General features: G+C 56.7%; 22 protein-coding genes and 3 pseudogenes. 11 read left to right on the plus strand and 14 right to left on the minus strand.

What is annotated here, in order from left to right:
* Positions 1-177 (plus strand): hypothetical protein, encoded by a 177-nt coding sequence (locus ISN39_RS22400; RefSeq protein ID WP_194730494.1) that lies wholly within the window; start codon positions 1-3, stop codon positions 175-177.
* Between the two features lie 21 nt (positions 178-198).
* On the opposite strand, the gene ISN39_RS22405 is transcribed toward ISN39_RS22400, so the two are convergent.
* Positions 199-1,239: a hypothetical protein gene (locus ISN39_RS22405; RefSeq protein WP_194730495.1), complete on the minus strand. Its 1,041-nt coding sequence runs from the start codon at positions 1,237-1,239 to the stop codon at positions 199-201.
* Between the two features lie 157 nt (positions 1,240-1,396).
* Between ISN39_RS22405 and ISN39_RS22410 the strand changes: the two genes are divergently transcribed.
* From ISN39_RS22410 to ISN39_RS22425, 4 genes are all read left to right on the plus strand, one after another.
* Positions 1,397-2,530, plus strand: a complete 1,134-nt coding sequence (locus ISN39_RS22410) for a hypothetical protein (RefSeq protein WP_194730496.1) — start codon at positions 1,397-1,399, stop codon at positions 2,528-2,530.
* A 56-nt stretch (positions 2,531-2,586) separates the two neighbouring features.
* Complete coding sequence (locus ISN39_RS22415) at positions 2,587-4,050, plus strand: DUF2264 domain-containing protein (protein ID WP_194730497.1); 1,464 nt, start codon at positions 2,587-2,589, stop codon at positions 4,048-4,050.
* A gap of 681 nt (positions 4,051-4,731) precedes the next feature.
* Complete coding sequence (locus tag ISN39_RS22420) at positions 4,732-5,181, plus strand: glucuronosyltransferase (RefSeq protein ID WP_194730498.1); 450 nt, start codon at positions 4,732-4,734, stop codon at positions 5,179-5,181.
* Positions 5,178-5,660 carry a glycosyltransferase gene (locus tag ISN39_RS22425; protein ID WP_194730499.1) on the plus strand — a complete coding sequence of 161 codons (483 nt, stop codon included), beginning with the start codon at positions 5,178-5,180 and terminating at the stop codon, positions 5,658-5,660. The genes ISN39_RS22420 and ISN39_RS22425 overlap by 4 nt, the downstream gene beginning before the upstream one ends.
* 102 nt (positions 5,661-5,762) lie before the next feature.
* On the opposite strand, the gene ISN39_RS22430 is transcribed toward ISN39_RS22425, so the two are convergent.
* A complete protein-coding gene (locus ISN39_RS22430) occupies positions 5,763-6,455 on the minus strand; it encodes an SGNH/GDSL hydrolase family protein (RefSeq protein ID WP_246763387.1) in 693 nt (230 codons plus the stop codon).
* A 296-nt stretch (positions 6,456-6,751) separates the two neighbouring features.
* Positions 6,752-8,058, minus strand: a pseudogene (locus tag ISN39_RS22435) (UDP-glucose/GDP-mannose dehydrogenase family protein).
* A gap of 644 nt (positions 8,059-8,702) precedes the next feature.
* On the opposite strand from ISN39_RS22435, the gene ISN39_RS22440 reads away from it, so the two are divergent.
* The 3 genes from ISN39_RS22440 to ISN39_RS22450 all read left to right on the plus strand — a co-directional run bounded on the left by ISN39_RS22440 (position 8,703) and on the right by ISN39_RS22450 (position 9,789).
* The gene (locus ISN39_RS22440; protein ID WP_194730500.1) at positions 8,703-9,047 is read left to right on the plus strand and encodes a KTSC domain-containing protein; all 345 of its coding nucleotides are present in this window, start codon (positions 8,703-8,705) and stop codon (positions 9,045-9,047) included.
* Positions 9,048-9,238: 191 nt separating this feature from the next.
* The gene (locus ISN39_RS22445; protein ID WP_194730501.1) at positions 9,239-9,439 is read left to right on the plus strand and encodes a KTSC domain-containing protein; all 201 of its coding nucleotides are present in this window, start codon (positions 9,239-9,241) and stop codon (positions 9,437-9,439) included.
* Positions 9,440-9,534: 95 nt separating this feature from the next.
* Positions 9,535-9,789: a hypothetical protein gene (locus ISN39_RS22450; protein ID WP_194730502.1), complete on the plus strand. Its 255-nt coding sequence runs from the start codon at positions 9,535-9,537 to the stop codon at positions 9,787-9,789.
* Between the two features lie 1,545 nt (positions 9,790-11,334).
* On the opposite strand, the gene ISN39_RS22455 is transcribed toward ISN39_RS22450, so the two are convergent.
* Positions 11,335-11,904: a HEPN domain-containing protein gene (locus tag ISN39_RS22455; RefSeq protein ID WP_194730503.1), complete on the minus strand. Its 570-nt coding sequence runs from the start codon at positions 11,902-11,904 to the stop codon at positions 11,335-11,337.
* Between the two features lie 80 nt (positions 11,905-11,984).
* Here ISN39_RS22455 and ISN39_RS22460 point away from each other — a divergent pair, with 80 nt between their 5' ends.
* The 3 genes and pseudogenes from ISN39_RS22460 to ISN39_RS22470 all read left to right on the plus strand — a co-directional run.
* Positions 11,985-12,236 carry a type II toxin-antitoxin system Phd/YefM family antitoxin gene (locus tag ISN39_RS22460; RefSeq protein WP_194730504.1) on the plus strand — a complete coding sequence of 84 codons (252 nt, stop codon included), beginning with the start codon at positions 11,985-11,987 and terminating at the stop codon, positions 12,234-12,236.
* On the plus strand, positions 12,229-12,432 hold the full coding sequence (locus ISN39_RS36605) for a hypothetical protein (protein WP_246763388.1): 204 nt from the start codon (positions 12,229-12,231) through the stop codon (positions 12,430-12,432). Before ISN39_RS22460 ends, ISN39_RS36605 begins: the two co-directional genes overlap by 8 nt.
* 316 nt (positions 12,433-12,748) lie before the next feature.
* Positions 12,749-13,184, plus strand: a pseudogene (locus tag ISN39_RS22470) (PLP-dependent transferase); the annotation flags it as partial.
* Positions 13,185-13,352: 168 nt separating this feature from the next.
* On the opposite strand, the gene ISN39_RS36610 reads toward ISN39_RS22470, so the two are convergent.
* The 10 genes and pseudogenes from ISN39_RS36610 to ISN39_RS22515 all read right to left on the minus strand — a co-directional run bounded on the left by ISN39_RS36610 (position 13,353) and on the right by ISN39_RS22515 (position 24,319).
* Positions 13,353-13,898: an NAD(P)-dependent oxidoreductase gene (locus tag ISN39_RS36610; protein WP_246763390.1), complete on the minus strand. Its 546-nt coding sequence runs from the start codon at positions 13,896-13,898 to the stop codon at positions 13,353-13,355.
* Complete coding sequence (locus tag ISN39_RS36615) at positions 13,795-14,337, minus strand: hypothetical protein (RefSeq protein WP_246763391.1); 543 nt, start codon at positions 14,335-14,337, stop codon at positions 13,795-13,797. Before ISN39_RS36615 ends, ISN39_RS36610 begins: the two co-directional genes overlap by 104 nt.
* Positions 14,338-14,592: 255 nt before the next feature.
* On the minus strand, positions 14,593-15,153 hold the full coding sequence (gene msuE / locus ISN39_RS22480; protein ID WP_194730505.1) for an FMN reductase: 561 nt from the start codon (positions 15,151-15,153) through the stop codon (positions 14,593-14,595).
* A gap of 134 nt (positions 15,154-15,287) precedes the next feature.
* Entirely contained in the window at positions 15,288-16,469 is a 1,182-nt protein-coding gene (locus ISN39_RS22485) for an acyl-CoA dehydrogenase family protein (RefSeq protein WP_194730506.1), read from the minus strand.
* Between the two features lie 117 nt (positions 16,470-16,586).
* On the minus strand, positions 16,587-17,690 hold the full coding sequence (locus tag ISN39_RS22490; protein WP_194730507.1) for an LLM class flavin-dependent oxidoreductase: 1,104 nt from the start codon (positions 17,688-17,690) through the stop codon (positions 16,587-16,589).
* Positions 17,691-18,004: 314 nt separating this feature from the next.
* A pseudogene (locus ISN39_RS22495) lies at positions 18,005-19,086 on the minus strand (LLM class flavin-dependent oxidoreductase).
* Complete coding sequence (locus ISN39_RS22500; RefSeq protein ID WP_194731879.1) at positions 19,083-20,810, minus strand: ABC transporter ATP-binding protein; 1,728 nt, start codon at positions 20,808-20,810, stop codon at positions 19,083-19,085. Before ISN39_RS22500 ends, ISN39_RS22495 begins: the two are co-directional and overlap by 4 nt.
* Positions 20,789-21,637, minus strand: coding sequence for an ABC transporter permease (locus ISN39_RS22505; protein WP_194730508.1), 849 nt, complete (start codon positions 21,635-21,637; stop codon positions 20,789-20,791). Before ISN39_RS22505 ends, ISN39_RS22500 begins: the two co-directional genes overlap by 22 nt.
* A complete protein-coding gene (locus ISN39_RS22510; protein ID WP_194730509.1) occupies positions 21,637-22,641 on the minus strand; it encodes an ABC transporter permease in 1,005 nt (334 codons plus the stop codon). Before ISN39_RS22510 ends, ISN39_RS22505 begins: the two co-directional genes overlap by 1 nt.
* 25 nt (positions 22,642-22,666) lie before the next feature.
* Positions 22,667-24,319 carry an ABC transporter substrate-binding protein gene (locus ISN39_RS22515; RefSeq protein WP_194730510.1) on the minus strand — a complete coding sequence of 551 codons (1,653 nt, stop codon included), beginning with the start codon at positions 24,317-24,319 and terminating at the stop codon, positions 22,667-22,669.
* Positions 24,320-24,717: the final 398 nt, after the last annotated feature.

Consider the following 24,717-nt stretch of genomic DNA (forward strand, 5'->3'; position numbering starts at 1 on the left):
ATGACTACCTCGATCACCGCCCTGCTGCAAACGCCACCGCTGCTTCGCGACCTCTCACTCGATGGCGCCGCTGGCGCGATGAACTTGCTGTCTTGGGGCAGGGTTCTTCGCGACAACGCAAACCCCGCAATGCCGCTACGTTCGGCAAAAAGCCACTACAGTTTCACGGTTGTCTAGAGGGTTGTTCCAGGTATGTCCTCAGGGAGATTTGTAACCGATGCCTGGTCTGCCGATACCGCCAATCATCTCTGCAGAGTAGGAGACGAAGTCTCCGCCTTGCGGGACGCCTCGATTTACCCTACCGGGAGAACTGCCAGATTTGTCAAAAATTAACATGCCTGTATGGTATGTCGCAAACTGTCCCGAGCTATCGGCGATTGGACGACTGTCGATGTTCGCCTTCCTATCAATTCCGCCTTTCGCAAGGCACTCCAGGATACTCTCTTCTGCAAAAGGCGACACCCAAAAATCGTCCAAGAATTTCGGGTAGACGCGGTTTCCGTTTTTTGCACTCGTAGTGTCGATCGGCGAGAAGAGGGAGATGTTCTCGTGGTTGCTATTGGGGATAAATCGCGACGTCTTTCTGAGATTGCATCTTCGAATTCTGCATTCCTTCGGTGTTGGCCCATCTGTTGCCGAAAAAGTGCCTTGCTCATGATCTGTCGTGAGGCTGAGATTGGTTGTCTGCGGTGACAAGAATAAGCCCTGGTATCCGCAGGTCGCTGTGAACCCATCAATCACTACGAACTCCGGCGGGGCGTTCAGCGATCCTGCAAGTTGAAAGGCGTCACCGTGCACGCCACTGCGGTGACCTTGGATGTTTTCACATCTGCAGTTGCGGATGGTTGCTCGCGTGCCGCCATATGGCCGTGCGAGTTTCCTCGAATTCGCCGCCGGCCGAAGGGATATCGCATCTCTCTCCAAGCCAGGGGGAAACTTAACGTAAACGCCTTCCACAAGGCCACTAACACTAAAGCGATCAAGCATCACTGCGTTTCGATAGGCCCCACCGAGCAAGATTACATTGCGCCCTCCGTTTATACGCGTGAAGGCGAGCCGTGCTCCTTTAGTCGCTCCTGAAACAATGATATCGACGTCTGCAGCGTACAGGGGGGTGTTGACCTCGTCCTCAAGGCCGAAGTCATCAAGGTTCAATACAATACGGCTACCTGAGCCGAAGGCCTGGAGCGAAGAGGCGCCAACGACTGCTAGTGCAACAAATTCACGCCTTGAGAGCATCTTGCAACAATTCCTTGTACGAAATAATGTCCAGCATCTGCAGACGCGTATGCTTAGAATGAGCAAACCTTTGACATATCTACCTAATCAGAATCGGGTTGGCCGCCGCAATAGCGGCGCAGTTTTTTCGCCGAGGTTTTATGAGACTTGCTTTCGCGTGACCTTCGCGATCTCTATTCTTGTAATAGGGATAAACCTGAACAATTTCGGTTTTAAAGCTAATCCAATCGAAAAGGCCATTTTGGCAATTGCGTGCCTTTTTCTTCTGAGATGCCATCCTCCGAAGCGAAGCTCCATCGCCTTATTTTTTTCGATCATGATCATCACCCTGTTGAGCGCAGTGATGACGGATTATGTTGGCTTTAGCTGGGGAACCTATGCGAGTGGTTTGATCAGTTTGGCTGTTCCGATGATGTTTCTCATGTGTTCACCTCCGCCGCGGACGAAGAGATTTATACTGCAGTGGATCCTAGCTCTTCCGTTCTTGTACCTTGGCTTCGGCGTGCTACTGCAGCTTGCTGGAATAAGGGAAATCATGAGAGCAGATTTCCTCGGGGTCACCAGACTTTCTGGCTCGACACAGGCAGCTTATTTATCTGCTGCCAGCGCTGCCGGTGTTTTGGCGGCCATCGTCCTCGGTAGCAAAACCGGCAATCTGAGATACTATCTTTGGGCCGCGATATGTGCGGGAGTGTGCGCCTTGGCAGGAGGCCGGATGGCGTTTGCAATCATGCTCCTCAATGCCCTTCCACTGTTTTATTTCGGGTCCCGAGGGAACGCCACGTTTAAATTCATCGCGACTTACGTGGGAGCGTTTCTAGCGATTGTTGGCCTATTCTTTGTATCGAATACGATCATCGCGCGCTTTTCGAGCGGCAGCGAGAGCGGGCGAGATCTTATCCGGGAGTTCTTGGAAGATATAGCGGCGAGCTACTCGCAATGGGGTGTCGGTTTGGGGCACCAATACATAATCTTTCCAGAGGACCTAACGTTGAAAGTTGCCACCGTGGCTGCGCATGATGAGTATCTTCGTTTTGCTGTAGAACTAGGTTCGGTCCTCAGTGTTGTGTTTTTCTGTTTGCTTGCTCTCCTCCTGTTTATCAGGGCTAATCAATCGGTAGTCACCAACAGATGGGGTTATTGGATAGCGGGTCTCTCGCTTTTTATATATTCGATGACCGACAATGCCTTCAGCGCCGCGCCTATCTTTTTCCTCGTGTTGGTGGGGATCTATGGTTGCTCTGAGCCAGTTGCATATGCTCCTTCGCGGAGGATGAAACGCGGGCAATAATTGGTGACGTGTGACCTCGATATGCCCTAGGGCGATAAAAGGGCTATGAGATTATTATGAAGCGACCTTATGTTTTCGGCATTGTACTGCTTTTGCTTATTGCATCTGCTTCAGCTGGAGCCATGGTGCGTGGGAAATACGCGGTCTCCGGTTGGGAGACGACCCCGGAGCATTCAGAATTCTTCGAAAAAGGCGATAAAAGCTTTGCTCAAAAATTTCTATCTTCCGATAGTGACACTCCTGAGCGACATTTTAGAGTGCTTTTTGATTATTTCCTCGCTGGATTTTTGCAGTTCAGAAACGAGACTGGAGAGTTAGTAGATCGCCCCGGCGTACGAGGGAAACGAGGGTCGCAAATTGAGGGGCTTGAAGGCTATGCGCGCACGATCCCATTGTTAGGCGCGTGGATCGCATCTGGTCGCCCCGTGGTAGTTGAGGATCCTCGTAAAATCGGCACGTCGGTGAACTTGGTCGATCTGATCAAGGATGGGTTGCTTGCCGGTACCAATCCATCGGCGCCCACCTATTGGGGAGACCCACATGATTTGGATCAGCGAATTGTTGAAGCTGCTGACATCTCGGTTGCGCTGTGGATGACGAGGAATTTAATATGGGTAAATCTCGATCAAGCGGAGCGTGACCAAATTGAAAAGTGGTTGCTGCTAAACGCTCAGAGGAAGGTCAATCCGAATAATTGGCTTTTATTCAAGACAACTATTTACCAGACGTTGGCCACTTTATCTAATCGCGAGATTGATGTGTCGGATGGAAGAGCGGCCTACGAACAGTTTAAAAAGGACTATCTCGAATCCGGGTGGTTCTTTGATCATCCCAATGGTGTCGACTTCTATAACACATGGGGAATTCCCTACAGCTTGTACTGGATTGACAGAATTTCGCCGGAGTTCGACCACGATTTCATCGTGAGGGCGTTGTATGATTCTGCACAGCTGACCTCTCACCTGATATCGCCGGAGGGGCTCCCCATAATGGGTCGTAGTCCTTGCTATCGAATGGCGATACCCACGCCCCTTTTGTTAACCGGAGATATGGAGCCGGGTGTCGCGATGCGCGCGCTCAACGTAGTCTGGACAGAATTTGCTCAGAAAGGTGCCTTGTTTCAAGGCGGCGTTACGCAGGGTTTTTATCGCACGGACGAACGGTTCCTGGACGAATATTCCGGCACGTCAAGTTGCTTGTGGTCTTTGCGCTCGTTGATTGCCGCCTACATGCGTCCGGCTGGAAACCCTCTATGGAATACTCCGTATGGTTTGCTTCCGGTCGAGAGTTCGGATTTCCAATTGAGATACGCTAAGCTCGGATGGGTGATCGAAGGCAAACAGCAGTCCGGTGAGATTGTTGTGAGAATTCCCGCCAATGAGGGAAAGAAGCCAGCCCTTGAAGAAATTGGTTGGTGGAGGAAAGCAATATCTTGGATCGTTGGACGGCCATGGCGGCCCTATAACCACGGCATCAAGTATGAGATGCCGCAGTACTCAAACCTACAGCCGGCAATGTAGCCTTGGTGCTAAGGCTGTTGCGCCGCTGGACCGCCGAGATCAAATATCGGCCGACTACAATTACGATCAAATGTATTGGAGAATATTGGGGAACGATAGAAATGAGGCTGGATTTTCTTGATCTCGATCAATGCTACGAATACTCCCGATGCTTGCCAATTAAAGTATAAATAAATCAAAGATTGCACAACAGCTAAAATCCCTGATTCAAGCATCCAATCTTCTCCGCTGGGCTTAACTTGGAGGCAGCCTAAAGCCAAATTTCTAGCATGCGAGGAACGCCCTTGAAGTTGATATTGCATTGCAACACGTTGACAATTCGCCTTTTATAAGGGATGAAGTGACGACGGGTGTTCTTATAGCTATACGAATAGACTCAGCCATTGTTCAAGTTGAACTTACTTCGAGCCAAGAATGATCGTTATCGATAGAAGTTTCTTCTGCCAAATTTAATCATGTTGGACCGTATGCTGCAAGTTGAACAGTGTCATGAGGTTTCCGCCGTCCTGCGTATTGAGGATGTGGTAATTGCCAGCCGCCCATCATCTACTGGGATATCGCAGCATATTTCTCCGCATAGGGCTTCAGTCGATAGGCTACCGCGAGGATTACCATGCCGACCGACGTCGCCATGGATAGGGCAGTGACGCGCCCTTGCAAGAAACCAACAGGCACACAGTTATGAAAAATCCTATCCTAGCAGTCGCATCGAGTGGCGGCCATTGGCAGCAATTGCTATTATTGTCGGAAGCGTTCGATGATCTGTCTCCAGTCTTCGTCACGACGAAAGATGAACTTCTGAGGCAGTCCGGAAAGACAAATGGTTTTGTAGTCGAAGACTGCAATCGCAACCAGCCATTGCGGGTAGTAAGATGCTTGCTGCAATGCGCACGGATCGTCCTTTCGCTGCGACCAAAAGTAATCCTCTCCACCGGAGCTGCACCTGGCCTGATCTGCATCGCATTCGGGAGAATGATCGGCGCCAAGACGATTTGGATCGATAGCTTCGCTAATGTAGAGCAATTGTCGATGTCGGGCAAATTGGCCCGCTTTCTATGTAACCGCTGGGTTACGCAATGGGAACATTTGAGCAGTGGGTCAGGCCCTAGCTTCCATGGAGCCTTGCTGTGATTATCGTCACCGTTGGCACACAGCTTGCTTTCGATCGGCTGATCAAAATGGTCGATGAACTCGCTCCTTCGCTAAAGCAGGAGGTCTTCGCGCAGATAGGTGCAGGCAGCTATACACCCAAATATCATGCTTGGAGTGCTAATGTCGAAGCTTCTGAGTTTGACGAGAGACTGAAGCATTGTTCGATCATCGTGTCCCATGCCGGGATCGGAACGGTGCTCAAAGCATATAGATATATGAAGCCAATAGTCCTCGTTCCGCGACTTTCATCTCTTGGCGAGCATCGTAACGATCATCAGCTAGCCACGGTCTCACAGCTAAAGAACAGGCCTGGCATCTATGTTGCCGGATCAAAAGAAGAATTAAAGGATCTCCTACACGGAGATTTGCGGCCAGCTGTAGCTGCTAGTGATATGGAAGCAAGTAAGGAAAGATTGCTGGGCTACGTACGGCAGACAATGGTCGAAATGCTGACGTAATAGGACTAGTAAGGTCATGCCTATAGTCCTTCGCAAGCATCGTGGCGACGCGGCAGCATCGTTATTCTCGTAGACCTACTCGAGGGCACCTGGCCTTCCGTTTCAGCACAACCCCCGGACAAGGTAGCGAACCAGCATCGTTGCCATGATCTCGCCGGCCTTTTCTGGCTTCGGGTGCAGGCCGTCTGGAATTGCTTCGATGCGCTCTAGTTCTGGCAGTGCAAACCATGCAGGTCGGAAGTCAACAAACCCCATGCCACGGCTTTCCGCAGCCTGGCGATGCGCCGCGATATAGGAATCAAGAAAGGGCCTCATCCAGCCTCGCAAACCTGAGACGGGATTCATCGCCATTACAACAATTCGAGCTTGGGGGGCGCCAGCATGCAGCCCGTCGAGGATCATGGCGATATTTGTTCGGCTAGTAGATAAGCGAATGAAACGATCGAGTGCCGCGTCGTTAGCATAGAGTTCGACCAAAACGATGTCTGGTTGCTCCGCAGTGACCCAGGCGACTTGGCTGAGTGCCCACTCGGACGTAGCACCAGCGAGCGCCACGATCTTGATCGAAACCGGCTGCTTCAAACAGGCACCAAGTTCCTTCTCAAGCACCTGTGGCCATCCGCCGCGCGAAGTGAGAGAGGTTCCAAAAGCAACGATCTTCAATGGAGATCCGTACTGAGATGCCGATGCTGTATTTGCAGCAAAGAACAGGAGCAATAGGGTCGACACTATAAGCATCCATGCCGCTACGCCAGTTTTTTGCTTATACTCAACCTTTAGATGTAAAATACGCACCCGTTACCCATCCGGTTTGACTTGGAATGCTACCCAAACCGGCACCTCGATCGCAACAAAAGCGTTCTGGCGTCGTAATTGTGGTATGCGCTTAATACTCAAAGCGACTTCACATGCCACTGACCCAACCAGGTAAGGATGCGTCTCGACATCCACCCTATCGTGCAAAATGCCGATTGTACTCGGTGTACGGATAGTCAACGGAGACGTGTCTGCTAGGGACTCATGTCGCCCGCCTCCGTGCGACATCGCTGAGGATGACTTTGACAAGGCTCAAATGCAAACTTGATTCCGGATCAATGCTTCTTGCCGACGGCAAAGTGGCTGAAGCCGTGGCGCGTGATTTCGGCGACGGGATAGATATTGCGCAGGTCCACGACGACAGATTTCTTCATCGTGGTCTTCAGGCGCTTGAAGTCGAGCGCGCGGAATTCATCCCATTCGGTAACGAGCACGATGGCATCGGCGCTCTCGGCAATCTCGTAAGGGTCATTGCCGTAGGTCACCGGCCCGAGCATTTCCTTGGCCGCTTGCATGCCTTCCGGGTCATAGACGTGAACCGTGGCGCCGCCGTCGAGCAAGGCCTGGATGATGGTGATCGACGGCGCATCGCGCATGTCGTCGGTGTTCGGCTTGAAGGTCAGGCCGAGGACGGCGATCTTCTTGCCGCGCACGCTGCCGTCGCAGGCGGCGATCACCTTACGACCCATGGCGCGCTTGCGGTTGTCGTTGATTGCAACCGTCGTTTCGATGAGGCGCATCGGGCTGTCATAGTCCTGCGCGGTCTTGACGAGCGCCAGCGTGTCCTTCGGAAAGCACGAGCCGCCATAGCCGGGGCCGGCATGCAGGAACTTGTCGCCGATGCGCTTGTCCATGCCGATGCCCTTGGCAACCTTTTGCACATCCGCACCGATCTGTTCGCAAAGGTCGGCGATCTCGTTGATGAAGGTAATCTTCATGGCGAGGAAGGCGTTGGCGGCGTACTTGATCAGCTCCGACGTGCGGCGCTCGCAGAAATAAGCGGTGCCTCGTTGAGGTAGAGCGGCCGGTAGACTTCGCGCATGACTTCCGTGGCGCGCGCGTCTTCGGTGCCGATGACGATGCGGTCGGGGCGCTTGAAGTCGGTGATGGCAGCACCTTCGCGCAGGAATTCCGGGTTCGAGACGACGGCGATGTCCTTGCCGGGGAACTCTTCGCGGAAGATGCGCTCGATCTCGTCGCCGGTGCCGACGGGAACGGTGGACTTCGTGACGACGACGGTGAAGCCGCTGACGGCTGCGGCAATCTCGCGCGCGGCGGCATAGACGTAGCTCAGGTCGGCATGGCCGTCGCCGCGGCGCGACGGCGTGCCGACCGCGATGAAGACGACATCGGCGTCTGCAACCGGTGCAGCCAGATCCTTGGAGAAATCCAGGCGGCCGGCGCTGCGGTTGTGCTCGATGATGGCATCGAGGCCCGGCTCGAAGATCGGCACTTCGCCGCGTTCAAGGGCGTCGATCTTCGCTTCGGATTTATCGACGCAGGTGATGTGGTGGCCGAAATCCGCAAGGCAGGCGCCGGAGACGAGACCGACATAGCCCGAACCAATCATAACAATGCGCATGGTACCCTCAAATATTGATTTGTGATTGCTGTGTATTGGGAGTTAGTGCCACAAGCAAGTAGCTTTGTTACATTTCGTGGCACGGGGTTAATTGCACGCGATCATCGGGAATCTCAGAATTGAATCGTGGGCATTCGCCGCTTTGCCAGCCGTATCGCCCGCGTCGATGTTGGGCGTCTTCATGATGGGTGCGACCGTGGTTTTGTCATCGGGTTGCTCAAGTATATCGGGGAAGGGGGTTGCTGCTATCCATTAACCAACTCTGTTGAATAATTTGATACTATTCTTTGCAATCTTCAGGCTGCAGAAACCCGAGGATTTGGTATGTCAATCCGATTTAAAAGCCTTATTTGCGCGTTCGGCGTATCAATCTCAATGTGGGTTTGCATTATCGGAGGGGGGAATTTCGTCTACCGGTCATTGATCAATCAGACGGATCAAACCTCGACAGCCAGCATAAGATAGAGCGCATAGCATTGCGGATTGGCGCCCTTGGGCGGGTTTATTCAATTTGATCCTGAGAACGCGTAATTAAAGTTGCATTTGCTGCGCTGCGGGATAGTATAGTGCAGTGCAATTTCGCCGCGGGTGCTGGCCTTGGCCATTTACCCTTCGTTTCCGTAGTCAACCCGAGGGTCGGAGCGATGACTGAGCTGGACACCTACCCAAGCCTGCAGATTTTCAAGTCTCCGTTGCAATCCCGCGTGATCCGCGCTTGCTACTATCAACCATCTTCAGGGACCATGGCTATCGAGATGCGCGCCGGTGGCTTTCGCATCTGGAAAGATGTTCCCCAAAGTTACGTCGATGCGCTTGTGCATCACCGAGCGCCCGGCCTGTTTTACGAGAAGGTGATGCGTCACTTGCTTGGTTCGCCGCTTTCCCCACTCGGTTTTTCAGCTATCTTATTCAAGGCATCCATATACCGAATACCCGAAAGCTTGTCCGCGTCGGTTTCTCGAGTGCGACGCTTGTCATTTCAGCAGTGACATTTTAATCGAACCCATCCTAACTTAGGTCTACTCGCCGGACCCCGCTGCATCGGCCGTGGCGTACCGGCGGTGACCTGTATTGTCTCGCCTGGTATTACGCTTGGCCGCAGTACTGCCGCCGAATACTCAAGGTCGGTGTGGGCCAACGATGCGCTTGCATTTTTTGAACCGTAAAATACCATACTCGCATGCAACGTGATCTTAATTCGAAGTTGATTGAGAGCTTCGTCTACGACGAGGAGGATCAGTTACTTCGCCTTCATCTCACAAGCGGCCAGATACGTGTCTATCGGGATGTGCCCAAAGATATCGTGGAAGGTCTTGCCAGAAGTCTTTCCCCAGGCTCATTCTATATCGAGAACATTCGGCACAAATTTTCCGCTGAGTAAAGGTGGAGCTCTTGGAGAGTAGGGTAGCGAAACTTCTGTTTCGCGTTCATGCAGCAGTACAACCAGTCGACGCGAACTCTGAAGGAAGAAGCGTTATGTCGCTTACATTTCAAAAATCGATGACGGCAGTCGTTGCGGGCTCCTGGTTGTTTGCGGCACAAACGTACGCGGCGGATATGGTGACGCGCAACGAGGAACGTGCGGCCCATGTCCAGGTAGATCGTCCGTACCGGATGGTCAGGACCACCTATGCTGGCCAGCCAGTTCGGGAATGCGACGATCTCCTCATCGAATACCGACAGACAGGTCTCACCGAGGTTGTAACGATCTGTCACCCGCCTGTATTCTAAAGACGTCGATAAGGGATGGAAATATAACGCTCTACGCCCGGCGGGGTCGCTGCGGCGGACTTAGACTCGAGTTGTTTCTTGATATTGAGGCAGGCATAATCCTATCTGTGGAGCCACTCTGTCCAGCCTTCCCGCGCCGTGGGAAGGCATCGGCGATGCTCACGTCACCTTGTTCCAGCGGTGAACCCATAATCGGTTCCATCGCTCAAGATCCAGACAGCGCCGGCGATGAGGCCACCCCACATCACCAGCGCGAGAACAATTGCCATCAGCAAATATTTTAAGCGAGTCGTCATAGGGAAACGCTAGACGCCGTTCCAACATGCGCACACTCATTGATAACCCAATTGGATAATATACAGTAAATATCTTCCCTCGAGTGTGCTAAATTGAACTTCTGGGAGGCTTGACCGGCGTCGTGGTCTTCTATCTCCTTTGCAATCAAGGCGTTACGGCTGACGGTTACAGGTTTCCGCGCCTCGGCGGCCAGCTCGGACACCGTTTCGTCATCAACCCAGTCAGGCATCCAGCAATACGCAAGCGCCTACCGCATGCTTGTCGGGCGCGAAGTTGATCGTGGTCTAGATCTCCCCACTCAATGAGGCAGCGTTTTGAGATTGATTGCAATTCAAGCTTTCGCACAATCTGAAACGTCAAATGCATCAGAGCTCGCACGGATTTGCTTTGTGTCAGAATCCGCAACAAGGCGTCGTCATCGGTGGACGTCGCGCGTTCGCTACGCAACAACCAGGACTTCGGCATCCTGCATCTCGTTCTCTCCGGCACGCCATGCTCTTTCATACGACAGGCGAATTGGACATTTACCTCAGGTTCTAGCCGTAACCGCAAAATGAACTTGCAACCCCCGCTGGCTTTCTTTTCTAGGCAAGCACCAAGAGAAGGACCAGAGGAGGCAACGTGGCGGAAATGATACCTCAGAGCGTCGTCGAGAAGCTAGAGCGCGAATGGCGAATGATTGACGCGACCGGCCGGCACCACCGAAGCCGCAACCCGAAATCTCAATTGAAATTCCGCGCTTGAAAGTCGGACGTGTCGATTGGTAGCCGGGCGTGGCTTCCAAAGTCAGTATCCTTTTTTTGGGGGCAACTGGCAAAAAATCAAGAGCTTCGAAAACCAGTGAGCACGTAAATCTAAGTCAAACGGCTTTGCGCGTGTGGCTCGTAAAATAGCGACGATACAGAATGCGTGGATACGAGCGATGAACGCCATATTTCTTCGCTAGGAAGTCTATCTTTGCTCCTGCCATATATTCAGCGATGAGCAGCAGGCGTTTTTCGCGTGTCAATCTGGAAGTTGCCATTGATGTTACTAGCGAATCTTTGGGAAAGGCTTCGATCGCTCTATGCTCGTTTTCTCATTTGGAGTCAAAGGCCTGGCGCAACGGCCGGCTTTCCATGTTAGGGCAGTCACCTTCCATTTTAGGGATGATCCTGGCACGCGGACTCCGGTCAGAACACCGGCGGTGGGTGCCAGCTTGAACTGGGCTTCCGAAAGTTGACACCGCTCATATGGCGAGATCTGCTCTCATGAGAGACGTTCTTTGCAGATCGTCTCCACAAGCTGCTGCAGATCCTTCACGCGCGCGACGAGCCATTGCAGTTCATCATCGCTGATCGTGTATTTCGACGAATATCGCGCCTCGACATAAGCCCGTGACAACAGCTCGAAGCAGCGGCGGGCAAAGCGGGTGTCGCGCGGCCAGGCCGCGACCAGCCGCGCATCGGTGCTTTCGGCTTGCGAGCGCAGCACCTTGATGCGGTGAGACTTCGGGCCGTAGAGGGTCGATACCAGGAGCACACATTGGTAAAAGTGTTCCGTTGCCTGGTGCATCATGAAGGACGCGTGGTTGTCGTCTTGTTGAGCAAGGTAAAACTTTGCGCCCTTTAGAAATTTTGCGCCGCTTGCGAACCACTGATCGAAATACCGCTGCGCCTCGGCCTTTGCCTCCTCCGGTGTCAGAGCCTTCGGCTGGGCGAGGGGATGGCCGGGCTCCTCGTAGAGCACGATCTCGTCTTTGGCGATGTCGGTAAAGAACGGCCGGCCGCGCGAAAGCTGGTCGTTGACGTCTGCCAGGCAGTGCACGATCGGGATCACCGGCGATCCGGTGGCTGATTATTCTATCCGCGGCAATGTTTATTTTGACTATATATGGTCATTTTAGATAGGAGGCCGTAATGTCAACAATTAGCGTAGCGGAAGCAAAATCCGGGTTCGCCGGGCTGGTGGATGAGGCCGCAAACGGCGAATTCGTGACGATCACGCGGCACGGAAAGCCCGCCGCCGTGCTTGTGTCGGTCGAAGCGGCCGAGCTTGCAAAGCGGGCTTTGAAGAAGCCACGGCCGAATTTTGGCGACTTCTTGATGACGTATCCCGGCCCTGCCGCTCTCGAAAGAAACCCCTCAAAAATGAGGGAAATTGATGAGTAATGGCCTGCTGCTTGATACGAACATCATATCGATATTCTCACCTGATCAAAAGGAAAAGCCATCTGATGCGGTCAAAGCATGGTTCCATGAGCAAGGTGAGGCTGACATGCTCTATCTGCCAGCCATGACCCTTGCCGAGATCGAGAAGGGCATGCGCAGCCTTCACCGTCGCGGTGGGGTCGGGCGAAGCGCTTGAATGCTTGGCTTGATTTCGTCGTGGATTCCTTTGGGGATCGCATCTTGAACGTTGATCCCATCGTTGCCCGGATCGCCGGGGCGCTGGAAGACGCTGCCACGGCTAAGGGCCGTCATCCCGGCCTTGGTGATCTCATCATTGCCGCAACGGCTAACCGCCAACCTGAAACACTTCATACCCATTGGGGTCCCTGTCGATCTCCCGGCCGCGTTCCGGCCGGAAAACGAGACTGCGCCAAAGACCCCTCGCTTTTGAGGGGTTAGGCAAGCTGCCCCTGTCAGATGGCCGATTCCGAAGATCGTGAAACCGACGATGTAGAGTCCTGCGCGGGCTTCGTGCGATGGGCGCAAGGGGCTGGAACGACATCAATCAAGCGCGCTCGCCGTCGCTGAATGGCTTGAGGCGCACAAAACAGTAGGGCCGGTTTTATGTCCCCGCGCTCCCAAGCTTTCACGGTCACGCTCTTTGGAAACGTGATTTCAAGGGCGCGATCGACATCGTATCATTCGTTCACCCAATACGATGACACAGATGCCAAGCACAAATCACATGCCTTCCTCGACAGTCTTATGCTGTTTGGAATGGGATACTCGTGGGGCGGGTTCCGCAGTCTTGCGATGGAGATCGAACTTGAGAATCGTCGAGTATTAAAGACTTTGTATAAAGGGGCGCTGCTACGCCTGCAGATTGGTCTTGAAGATGTCGATGATCTGATCTGCGATCTCGATCAGGCCTTGCGGCGTGCGTCGTAGCGGAATTCGCTCTCTTCGTGAGCAACATCAAGTCGTTAGACTCTCGTTATCAATACTCAATCAGGCAGCGTCTCTGTCTCCAGGGCGAAAGGGCGGTTCAATCGGACGTCAGCTGGCGCGGCCGCCTGTTCGAATCCTGTCGAGGCGGGCATCTAGTATAATGGACTTTTAAGCCGCCACCTTGTTTCGCAGCCTGCCTTCGTCGAGCAATATCCGGACCGTCTGCGCTGCGTTGGAACGCATCTCGACAGCCGCATGATCGGAATAGAAGGCGTTATGCGGCGTGATCACGAGCCGCCCGGCAAGCCAGCCTTCACGTTTGCGCCAAGCCGTCAGCAAAGAATGGTCACCGGGCGGCTCCTGCGCCAGAGTGTCGATTGCGGCCGCAGCCAGATGGCCGCTTCGCAACGAGGCTTCTAGCGCATCGAGGTCGTCGAGTAGCTCGCCGCGTGCTGTGTTTACGACAAGCGCTCCCGGTTTAAGTCGGGCAAGACCGTCGGCGCCCATAATGCCGCGCGTCTCTTCGGTCGCCGGACAATGAAGCGTGACCACATCCGACTGGGCGAGAAGCTTGTCCAGCCGGTCGGAGCGCTCGTAACCGACGGCCTTTTCATGGCCGGGCGGTTGGCCGGGATCGTAACCAAGGATACGGAAACCGAATGGCTTCAGCCGGTTGACGACCGCCGTGCCCGATCCGCCCGACGCCGACGACACCCACCGTGGTCCGGTTCGAGCGAGAAAGCGGCTTCAAGCTATGGACCTGCCATCCAGACGTGTATCCGCGGGCCCGGGCGTCGTGCTCCCAGAGCCGCCGGGTCAGCGACAGGATCATCGCGACCGCATGATCAGCAACTTCCTCCGTGCCATAATCGGGATTGTTGGCAAACGGGATGCCGGCGCTCGTGAGCGCCGAAAGATCGATCTTCTCGTAACCGACACCATATCGCACGACGCCACGACAACGCGTCAGATGGGCGATGCTGCGCGGCCCGAGGCGCGCGCCCCAGACCATCAGGGCATCGAGCCTTGCTAGCCGATCTGGAGCGAAAGATGCTTCATCGGTGCTGGCGAAGAAGTCGATCTCGACATCGTCGCCGAGCACTTTCGCTTCGAGGTCAGGCGTGCCGATCATGTGATCGGTAATCCCGACCACGTATTTCTTATGTGCTGTCATTCCCGTTCTACCGATATTGCCGCGTCAGCGTCATTCCCCATTCTACCGCGGTCTGGTGCTCCGATTGACGGAACATAACGTTCTCCAGCAGAGGGCCGAACAGGGTCACCATGATAAGCCCGGCGAAAACCCTGTGGGCGTGGAGCTCGTTGATGTTCTGGAATACGTATCAACCCAGCCGCCACGGCCGGAAGAGGCACCGAACATGCTCGGCGGCGATCAGCCTTTGAGTACTTATTCCGCGGCAATTGCGTCGGCTGTCGAGCGGGACTTCACAAGGACGGAAGCCTCCACCAGCGCCTGGTTTACGCGACCGAGAATAGCTGCTGACGGCTTGCCATCGGTGAAATCGCGGCTCGAGGCGTAGATTGCTGTCGGCAGAACAAAAGCCTCGAAAAAAGCGAACAGTGGGCGAAGTTGATGCTCGACAACGAGGGAGTGTCGATCGCCCCCGCCGGTCGCCGTCAGGATGACAGGTTTACCGCGCAAGTCTGCGGGATCAAGTAGATCGAAGACGTGCTTGAACAGGCCCGTGTAGCTCCCTTTGTAGGTTGGCGACCCGATGATGAGCGCTTCGGCCTCGACGATTGTTTGGATCATTTTTCTTGCGGCAGGATCGAGGTCCGCGACCGATCTTGCGGCCGCCAGTGACGTGCCGAGGTCTTCCACGTCGAAGACAGCATGCTGCAGGCCTGCCTGCTTCGCCAGCGAACCTGTTACGCTCTCCACGAAACGCCTGGTGCTCGACGGGCGGGAGATATTGCCCGAAAAGCCGACGATCAGATCGTTGCTCATCTAAATTCCTTTTACGAGTTCGTCTCGATCATGCAACGCAGGTTGCAGACCACGGGGAAGGCGGGGAGCCCCCATGTGGAAACCCAGAAGGGCCTGATATCTAAGGGATGTCATCGGGGGGTCCTGCTGTTTCGTTAGGCTGTTTTCAGGACGGTGAGCCCTGTCGGATAGCTCGAGCGGGTGGTTTCCTCGCGACTCCATCGATCAAACGCGGCACGGCCCAATATCGAAATCGATGTATCTTCCTGCGGCGCATGGACGAGTACGGACTGAACATCCCTGAAATGCCGTTCAAGTCCCAGGTCGGCGTTGAGGCCCGGATTGCCGATGCCGCGTACCGCGATCTGCACCGCTTCGCGCAGTTGCCGACCCGCGAGGAGCCGGGCCCTTATTAGCCTTTCCGCGTCACCATGGTTGGCTTCGAGCGCCCCGAAAATGATCTGTCGGGCACCGGAGACGAGCAGGTCGATCTCACCTGAAAGTGCCACAAACCGCTCTGTTTGGGCAATGGGACGGCCCAGATTGGCCGGCACGCGCTCATGCGCGAACCGAATGAAGGCCGCTTGCGCGGCTTCGGCCGCGCCGAGATAGATTGCAGTCAGCGCCAACGTGATCGCCGCATGGGCGCGATTGTCCTGCTGCGCCACCGATGGGTCGACGAGTTCCAGAACGTCTTCCCTCGGGATCTTGACGTCGATAAATTCGACGTCATGCGAACCTGTGGCGCGCATGCCCAGGCTGTTCCAGTTCTCAATCACGTGGATGCCGGGCAGTCCGTTTGGTACGACGAACGTTCCGACGCGCGCAGGCGTTTCGTCCGTATGCGCCCAGACAAGGAAATGGGTAAGGCCGTGTGCGCCCGTCACGAAGCGCTTGCGACCCGTAATTGACCAGCCGTTTGCAGTGCGGCGGGCGAGAGTCGCGGGTAAACCGCCGCGCGCCGGAGACCCCAGTTCCGGCTCGACGCGCGCTGCGTTGAGCAGCAGCGGTCGCTGCTTTCCCTCTGCCAGTAGGCGCCTGTATAGATCGTCCGGCCAATGGTTCTTTGCGGCCTGGCCGAGATGATTGAAGATCGTCATGGCGCTGATCAGCGCTACCGAGGGATCACCCCGCCCCAGCGCCGCCAGAATGTGGGCCGTATCACCGAGCGTAGCGCCTTCGCCGCCATAGCGAGTTGCAACAGTGCTCTCAAGGAGGCCACTCTGATGAACGGCACGGATACCCGTCCAGGGAAATTGACCGGTTCGATCCGCATCCGGTGCGGCTTCTGCGAGAACGCGCACGGTTTCATCTGGGACGATTTTATCATGGGACATGCGGGTCGAAGCTTTCTGGCTGGTGAGGGAGCGACATCCCTCGGCAAAGAACGAGCAGATCCGGCTGCGTTGACAAAAAGGGACGTGCGGTCTGGCGTTCAGGCCAGGCGGCACGCATCACGCGGCAGTCCTTTTCCTCGCATCTTCCCGTTCGCGAATGCCTTCACGCACAAGCGGCAGGATGTAACGGCCATAATCGACCGCATCATTGTAGTTGTCATAGCCGCGGATCGAGATCAGATCGGCGCCAAGATCGATGTAATCGAGGATGGAATCTGCAATGGTGCGCGGCGAGCCCACAAGCGCGGTGGTGGCGCCGCTGGCATTGGTTGCTGTGACCGTCGGATACCATAAGGCTCGGTCATGCACATCACCGCGTGCCGCAATGTCCAGAAGCCGCTGTGAACCGACATTGGCCGGGCGCCCAGCATTGAGTGGCGCACGTGCCAAGCCTTTCTGACGGTTTTCGTTCAACTGGTCTAGAACTCTGTGCGCCTTTTGCCACGCCAACTCGTCGGTTTCCGCCACGATCGGCCGGAAGGTGACCCAGATGCGCGGGCGATCCGTCCGACCTGCCCTTGCCGCTTCCGCGTAGATCCGTTCGATCTGCTGTTTTGTTTCTGCAAGCGGCTCCCCCCAGAGCCCGAAAATGTCGCACAGTGAACCACCGATCCGATAAGCGGCATCCGACGAACCGCCGAGCGAAATCGGGATCAGTCCATTGGTTGGGCGCACTGCGCTGCGGAATTGCTTAAACCGGTAGTATTTCCCACCGAAGTCGAAAGGTTCTGTGGACGTCCAGGCTTGACGTAGGATCCGGATGTATTCTTCCTGACGCTCGTAGCGCTGCTCCTTGTTGAGGAAGTCGCCTTCACGAGCCTGTTCTTCGTCGCTGCCGCCTGCGATGAAGTGAACGACTACACGCCCACCGCTCAACTGGTCGAGTGTTGCAAGTGATTTGGCTGCGACCGTTGGATAGATGGTGTTAGGGCGCAAGGCCACGATGATCTTGATATTCTTCGTGTGTGCCAGGACCGTAGCGCCGAGCGTGAAGGGATCGAAAGACGAGGAGGAGTAGGGGATCAGCGTATAGTTGAAGCCATAGTCGTCGAGCGCGCGCGCATAGCGCTCCAGGAAACGTGGATCCACAGGCGCGTCAGGTATGGGGTTCAGGTCGTTCGACGCGTTAGGAAAGCTTACACTAATGAATTCCGCGGCCATGTGAGCTCCTTCAGGTTGCCGACCAATGCACTGAGGGTAAGGTGCGACAGCGACATGAGGAAGACAGGTCTTTCTTTTTCTATAGATTCTGTAGAAAATATTCGCTATTGCGGCTTTTGAAGTAGGACTCACGGTCACCGCCATGCCGTTCAAGCAGGCCCCGGCTCCCGACGAAATAAGAAAATTGGCTGACCGCTGGGCACAACATGCGCTTTCATCCGAGGACAGCGCAGAGTAATCATTGTTGCGGCGACAACCTGCAACTTAATGGACGTCTTCCAGACCTAGTATGCAATCGTATGGCTTGTGAACGGTTACGAGGCAGGCGACCAGCCAAGTGCTGGAGCGACTGTCTCGGCCAGATCGGTCAGCAAGCGGACGTTCTCGGCGAGGCTGAAGGCAGGAGGCAGGAAGAGCACCACCTCGTCCGCGGCTGCGAGGCCCGGATCATTGAACACTGCCTCAATCACTCGATCGGGCGTGCCTTGAAAGACAGGCGAAATCTGAACCCCGGGGGGTTGGCGGGCGGGCTCGAGGGCACCTTTGGGACGCGACGCGGCAATTCCCTTGGTGCGACGCTCAAGGTCATAGGCCGCATACTTCTCTCGGAGCTCAGCGGTGGTCCCAACCAGGATGGAGGCGGCGACGGCGACCGGCGGCGGTTCGGTTGCCCACGTCTTGCGCCAGGTGGCACGAAACGCCTCGATAATGCGAGCCTGATACTGTCCGAAGGTCTCGCCCTCGGCCTGGTCGTGTTGCACGGTTCCGCAGATGAGTCCGATCCCAAGCTCGGCCGCCTGCACCGCGCTGCCCAAGCTAGCCGAGCCCTGGCGAATCCTGGAACGCAGGGTCGGGCTGTGCGGTGTCACGCGCAGCTCGGTGCCCTCCGGGACACCCTGGCCCGCTCCGGCGACAGTGTGGAGGACTTCGCCGCCAATCGCTGCGAGGAAGCGCGCCTGGCGGCGTTTGGCCTCCGTCCGGGCGTCGGTGTCGACGGCACCGAAGACTGCGTCGAACGCCGCGTTGGCACCGGTCGATATGGCAAGTTCGAGCCGGCCATCGATGAGCAAGTCGGTCGTGCCGGCCGCCTCGGCGAGCAGGATAGGGTCCTGGTAGCGCATTGGGATGACCGCCGATCCCAGCTTGATGCGCTTGGTGTGCTGACCGGCGGCGGCGAAGAACGGAAGCGGAGAGGACAGGTAGTGGTCGAAGTGTCGCTGATAGGCCCAGCCTGACTGTAGCCCAGCCGCTCAGCTTCCTTGAACAACTCGATCCCCTCGCGCAGGCCCTGCGCCGGTCCGGCTTCGTCGTTGAACGACACCCTGGTATTGAAGCCGAGCCACCGCTTTGGGCGGAACGATGCGGGCAGGGTACTGACAGGCGCAGCGATGGTCATGCGATCTTTTCCCTGCCGATGATCCGCCGGGGTTGCAGGCGTGGCACGCGGGCAACACCGGCAATGCCGGACGGGATCGATTCCAGCAACGACGCGGTATAGGGGTGTTGCGGGTTGTCGAAGATGTCACTGACTGTTCCGCGTTCGACGATGCGACCCCGCTGCATCACAGAGACGGTGTGCGCAAGTTGGCGAACGAGAGCCAGATCATGGGACACGAACACATAGGTCAGGCCAAGCTTGGCCTGCAGCGATAGCAATACCTCTACGATATCGGCCTGGACGCTGACATCGAGCGCGGAGGTCGGCTCGTCGAGTACGATCACGTCCGGCCGCAGCACCAAGGAGCGTGCAATCGCCACGCGCTGGCGCTGGCCGCCTGAGAGGGCTGACGGCTTACGGGAAAGGAGCTGCTCGCCGAGCCCCACATTGGCTAGCGCCTCTCTGGCCTGTTCGACCCGCTCCCTGGGCGTTCCGATCTTGAACCGGTCGAGCGGCTCGCGCACCAGTTGCTCGACCTTCCAGGTCGGGTCGAGCGAGGTAAACGGGTTCTGATAGACAAGCTGGAGATGGCGCCAAGCCATGCGCAGCGATCCGTGCGAGCGACCGGTGAGCTGCTCGCCGGCGACCGAGATGTCGCCGGTGTCGGGCACCTCGAGTCCGACGAGCAGCCGGATCGTCGTCGTCTTGCCCGAGCCGGACTCGCCCACCAGCGCATGGGTCGTGCCGGCCGGGACGCTGAACGACACGTCGTTGACGGCTGTCAATACTTTGCCATCGACTTTGAATGCCTTCGTGACGGCGCTGACCTCGATCTTCGGTGCCTTGCCGGCGGCATCAAGGAGACGAAAGCCGGGATCGCGCAATGTGGCGTAGCGATTGGGGTTGAGGGCTGGAACATCGGCGTGCAACTTCTTTGCGTATGCCGAAGTGGGCGATGAGAAGACGGAAGCGGTTTTGCCGGCTTCCTGGACGGCGCCCTCTTTGAGTACCACGAGCGAGTTCGCTCGCTCGGCGGCGATCGCAAGGTCATGGGTAATGAGAAGCAGGCTGATATCAAGCTCGTGCTGGAGACGCGAAACCAAGTCGAGGATCCGCTTCTGGATCGTGACGTCGAGCGCGGACGTCGGCTCGTCTGCGACCAGGAGCGCGGGCCGCGGCAGGACCGCAAGGCCGATCAGTACGCGCTGCAGCATGCCCCCTGACAACTGGTGGGGGTAAGACTCGTAGACCCGTTGGGGGTTGTCGAGCCCGACCTGGGCGAATGTTTCCAGGATGAGCGCCTTGCGGATGGCCGCATTAGGCTCGTCGATAAGGGCGGCCTCCTCCATCGCTTGCGCACCGATCGTCCTGACCGGATTGAGCGAGGTGCCGGGATCCTGCGGAACGAAACCGATCGCCCGTCCCCGTAGTGGCCGGAAATGACGCTCGGAAAGCGCGAGCACGTCCTGACCATCGAATTCAACGCGCCCGGTCGCGCGCCCTTCACTCGGGAGCAGCCGCAGCACCGCGCGTGCGATGGTCGATTTGCCCGAACCCGACTCGCCTATGAGCGCGAGGCTCTTGCCGCGCCCTAGCTCGAAGCTGACGTTGCTAACGACTTGGTGTGGCCCGTAAGATACCGAAAGTCCCTCGGTTCGAAGCAGCGGACCTAATCGCTGCGGCTTGGACGCGTCGTTTTCAACGCTTAAGAAATTGGCGGTCAGTCTGTCTTGCGGAGCCATCGGCTGATCCTGTTCACAGAGAGGACGGTCGCGATTGTGACAAGGGCCGGCGCGTACACGAGCCACGGCCATTTGAGGTAGTCCTTGCCGATGGAGATCAGCAGACCCCAGTCGGAGGCGGGCGGCGGGTCGCCATAGCCAAGGAAGGCAAGACTGGCGATCACCAGGATCGACTCGCCGAACTGCAACACTGCAAGCGGCAGTACCGAACGTGAGGCGTTCGGCAGCACGTGGCGCAAAAGAATGTATCGGCGCGAGCCGCCCATCAGGAACGACGCCTCAACGAATGTCGCCTGCCTCGTCTTGATGACTTCCGAGCGCATGACCCGGGCGAAGATCGCCACCGCTGAGACGCCGGTGGCGATTGCGGCGTTTATGGTCTCGAAACCGATCGCAGTAACAACGATGACCGCAAGCAGGAATTTTGGGATGGCCAGCAGTACGTCGACCAGACGGGCGAATACGATGTCCACCCAACCTCCGAGAAAGCCGGCCAGAAGGCCGATGAGACCGCCAGCGACGACGCCTATCACAACGGCGATGAGCGCGCTCGACACAGAAGAGGCCGTACCATATACGACGCGGGTATAGACGTCTCGTCCGAGGTGATCGGTACCGAACCAGTGCCCGATGCCGGGGCCAAGCAATTTGTCGGCCGGCACCCCGACGACGGGGCTATGGCTCGCGAACAGTCCGGGGAGGAGCGACCAGGCGATCACCAGCGCGATAACCGCGAAGGCGAGCGCGACGGTCGGCGGCACCCGAAGGGCCGTGACCCACTGGGAGGCCTTCACGGTCGAGGGGGAGGAAGTGGAGGCGAGGGTCATCAAGTCACCGCCTTGCTGAGATCAATGGAGTCGTCGGCGGTAGCCGGTCGGTACTTGGAGCCGCCGATGAGCTTCACACGCGGGTCGAGCAACGGGTAGACCAGGTCAGCGATCAGGTTGACGAGCACGAAGTCCACTGCCCCCAACGAAACGACAGCTTGCAGGACGGGAAGGTCCTGAGTGCTCACCGAACGCTGCACCAGACTGCCAACACCGGTGCGTCCGAAGACGGTCTCGGTGATCAGCGAGCCGCCGAGCAGTTCGCCGATGGTGAGTGCGATGACGGTGACAACCGGCAGCGAGGCCGGCTTGAGCAAGTGTTTTGCAAAAAGACGCATTTGCCCGATACCGCGACCACGCGCGACCGCGGCGTATTCCTGCTCTGCCTCGTGATCAAGGTTTGCAATGAGCACCTCGGCGATCTGCGCTGAAACAGGAATTCCGAGCGCGATTGCCGCAAACAGGGTCGCCCAAAAGCTATTGGGTTCGATGACGCGGAAGAGCCCGATCTGGAAGCCGAAGACGTGAATCAGGACCAGGCCGATCACGAAATTGGGTACCGACAGGAACAACGACGGGAAGCCCCGCAGCAAGCCCTGTCCCAACCGTTTTGGAACGAACCGAGTCCCATACGAAACCGCCATTGCCAGCAGCAATGCGACCGCGAGACCTGTCGTTGCGAGAATCAGCGTTGAGGGAAGCACCTCGGCAATCAACGTTGCCACGGGCCGATTGGACCGCATCGACATGCCTAGGTCGCCAGTCAGAAAGCCGCAAAGGGACGTCCACAGTTGCACCAGGACTGGTCTGTCCAAGCCCTGAGCCGCGATGATTTCGGCAATCTCTTCCTCCGTGAACCCGTTCTGGGGGTTGCGAAGGACGCTTGTGATCGGGTCGCCTGGCAGAATGCTGACGACCACGAAGGTGAAGACATAGGCCAGCAGTATAACGACGACAGCCTGGCCGAGCCGCTTTGCGGCGTAGGTTAGGTAGGCATTGCTCATGCCGGTTACCTCCTCACGTTGCGCGTCAATCGCTCTTGGTGGCCGTGTAGTAACTGGCGTAGGCGACGCCGTTATATGTCTCGCCCTTGAGCGTCGGCGATTGCACATAGATGCGCTGGACGATCTGTGTGCGCGGGATGAAATAGCCCTGCTCGAGGACGTATTTCTGCAGCTCGTCGAGAAGCGGCTTTCGAATTTCGGCAGAGCCAGCGCCGGCGATCTTGTCGCGCAGTTCGTTGAGCTTGTTATCGCTTTCCCCGAGGGCGAACCAGTTCTCGCCGTTGTTTGCGTTTGTCAGGATGCTCGCAACGGTGCCAGCATCGATGAAGCTGCGCGTCACCTCATAGGTTGGAACAGCCGCGCCTCCGAACTTGACCTTCTCTCCGAACGTCACGACGTCGTAAGCTCGTATAACAACTTTCCAACCGATCTTGCCGAGCTGCTGAGCAATGAGCTCGTCCACCGACTTCGAGGTCGCAAGGTAAGGATTGGAGTGGATTGTCAGCGATAGCGGCTTGCCGTCCTTCGTGCGGACGCCGTCCGCACCCTTCGTCCAGCCCGCCTCGTCGAGGAGCTTTTCGGCCCTATCGGGATTAAACGCTAGCAGGTCGCTGTGGTCGGTCACTCCGGGCACATTGCTCTGGATGAAGGACGTCGCGAGTTTCCAGTCGGGGGTGTAAACGGTGTCGATGATTTCCTGGCGGTTGATCCCGGCCTGCAGCGCTTGGCGGACCTTGACGTCGTCATATGGTGTCAGCTTAGTGTTGACCGCCCAGCCATTGACGAAGCCGAGATAGCGCGGGGTGGCGATGGTGAAGCCCTCCTCCTTGAGGGACTTCAGCTCCTGGGGGGAGGCGTTGTAGGCGACGTCTGCTTGGCCGGACTGAACCGAGGCGACCCTGAGCGACGGCTCGGACACTAGCTTATAGGTGATAGAGTCGAGAAAGGCCGGGCCGGTGTGGCCAACTGCAGGAGGACCCCAATTGTAATCCTTGCGCTTGACCAGCTTGACGAAGTCACCCTCCTTCCAGGAATCGACCACGTACGGGCCGCTGCCGGAAGTCTTGCTCAAGTCGGCCTGCCGGGCTGCGGGCTGCGCGATGGTCTTCGGCGAGATCAGGATCGAGCCGTGGTAGCCGAGCGTTGGAATGAAGCCGAGCGTCGGCTTCTTGAAGAAGACCTTTACTGTGGTCGCGTCAACCGCTTCGGCATGATCGTAGGTTTTCGGGAAGAGGCCAATCGGATTGATGCCCTCGCTCTTGCGGCCGGCGTACCAGATGTCGAGATTGGCGACGACGGCCGCCGCATCGAGCGGGGTGCCGTCGGAAAAGGTCACGCCGTCCTTAAGGTGCAAGGTGAACTCGGTGGCGTTGTCGTTCTGCTCCCAGCGCTCGGCAAGCCAGGGGCTGACCTTGCCGTCAGCGTCGACATAGAGGAGCTTGTCGGCCACGTGGCCCCAGATGTGGCCCTGGAAGCTGGAGATTGCGCTATTGTTCGGGATCCAGGTATCGCCCAGCGAATCAATGAGGAATGTGACGTCGCCGCCATTGCGCGGGCTGTCAGCGCTCAGAGCCGGAGTGAACCCTGCCGTTGCCACCAAAATAGCAGTCGCTGCCGCGGACGTTGTTATCAGCAGACGGCGTCGGGAAAGAGAGAGCAACGTAGAACGTTCGATCATGAGGAAATCCTGATGGTTCGGGTTGAGTCTGATACGGTCGTGGCGCGGGCTGTTACCGTTCCGCAAATGTGTTTTGATCCTGATATCGCGACGGCAGGCGCGCGATATCAGCCGCCGCCAGACCATTAATCGGCTAAGCGCTCGCCCTGACAGCGAGGTGCCTATGACTGGGTTAAGAGGCCTGATGGTTGTCGCGGCGCTGCGGCCAAGGCTCACTCCCTGATCATTATTTGCGTCACGGCATGCGTTTGCTGGCGTTGTTTACCTCTCAGCATATGCTGCGTTTCTGAGTAGCTTTGACAAAAATCATGAGGGACAGCCTAGGCAACACGCATCAACCGAGAAAGACTAGTTGTTCTTTTTCTATAGAATTTATAGATTTTTTTGTTCAGTTTCTG

Origin of the sequence: Rhizobium sp. 007 (assembly GCF_015353075.1) — a bacterium.
Classification (GTDB): domain Bacteria; phylum Pseudomonadota; class Alphaproteobacteria; order Rhizobiales; family Rhizobiaceae; genus Rhizobium.

Bases quoted from the DNA above. Each gene is read 5' to 3' on its own strand.
- ISN39_RS22460 (WP_194730504.1), top strand. From the start codon at position 11,985: ATGTCAACAATTAGCGTAGCGGAAGCAAAATCCGGGTTCGCCGGGCTG.
- ISN39_RS22515 (WP_194730510.1), bottom strand. From the start codon at position 24,319: ATGATCGAACGTTCTACGTTGCTCTCTCTTTCCCGACGCCGTCTGCTG.
- ISN39_RS22415 (WP_194730497.1), top strand. From the start codon at position 2,587: ATGAAGCGACCTTATGTTTTCGGCATTGTACTGCTTTTGCTTATTGCA.
- ISN39_RS22420 (WP_194730498.1), top strand. From the start codon at position 4,732: ATGAAAAATCCTATCCTAGCAGTCGCATCGAGTGGCGGCCATTGGCAG.
- ISN39_RS22505 (WP_194730508.1), bottom strand. From the start codon at position 21,637: ATGACCCTCGCCTCCACTTCCTCCCCCTCGACCGTGAAGGCCTCCCAG.
- ISN39_RS22400 (WP_194730494.1), top strand. From the start codon at position 1: ATGACTACCTCGATCACCGCCCTGCTGCAAACGCCACCGCTGCTTCGC.
- ISN39_RS22490 (WP_194730507.1), bottom strand. From the start codon at position 17,690: ATGGCCGCGGAATTCATTAGTGTAAGCTTTCCTAACGCGTCGAACGAC.
- ISN39_RS22500 (WP_194731879.1), bottom strand. From the start codon at position 20,810: ATGGCTCCGCAAGACAGACTGACCGCCAATTTCTTAAGCGTTGAAAAC.
- ISN39_RS22485 (WP_194730506.1), bottom strand. From the start codon at position 16,469: ATGTCCCATGATAAAATCGTCCCAGATGAAACCGTGCGCGTTCTCGCA.
- ISN39_RS22440 (WP_194730500.1), top strand. From the start codon at position 8,703: ATGACTGAGCTGGACACCTACCCAAGCCTGCAGATTTTCAAGTCTCCG.
- ISN39_RS22445 (WP_194730501.1), top strand. From the start codon at position 9,239: ATGCAACGTGATCTTAATTCGAAGTTGATTGAGAGCTTCGTCTACGAC.
- msuE (WP_194730505.1), bottom strand. From the start codon at position 15,153: ATGAGCAACGATCTGATCGTCGGCTTTTCGGGCAATATCTCCCGCCCG.
- ISN39_RS22405 (WP_194730495.1), bottom strand. From the start codon at position 1,239: ATGCTCTCAAGGCGTGAATTTGTTGCACTAGCAGTCGTTGGCGCCTCT.
- ISN39_RS22450 (WP_194730502.1), top strand. From the start codon at position 9,535: ATGTCGCTTACATTTCAAAAATCGATGACGGCAGTCGTTGCGGGCTCC.
- ISN39_RS36605 (WP_246763388.1), top strand. From the start codon at position 12,229: ATGAGTAATGGCCTGCTGCTTGATACGAACATCATATCGATATTCTCA.
- ISN39_RS22510 (WP_194730509.1), bottom strand. From the start codon at position 22,641: ATGAGCAATGCCTACCTAACCTACGCCGCAAAGCGGCTCGGCCAGGCT.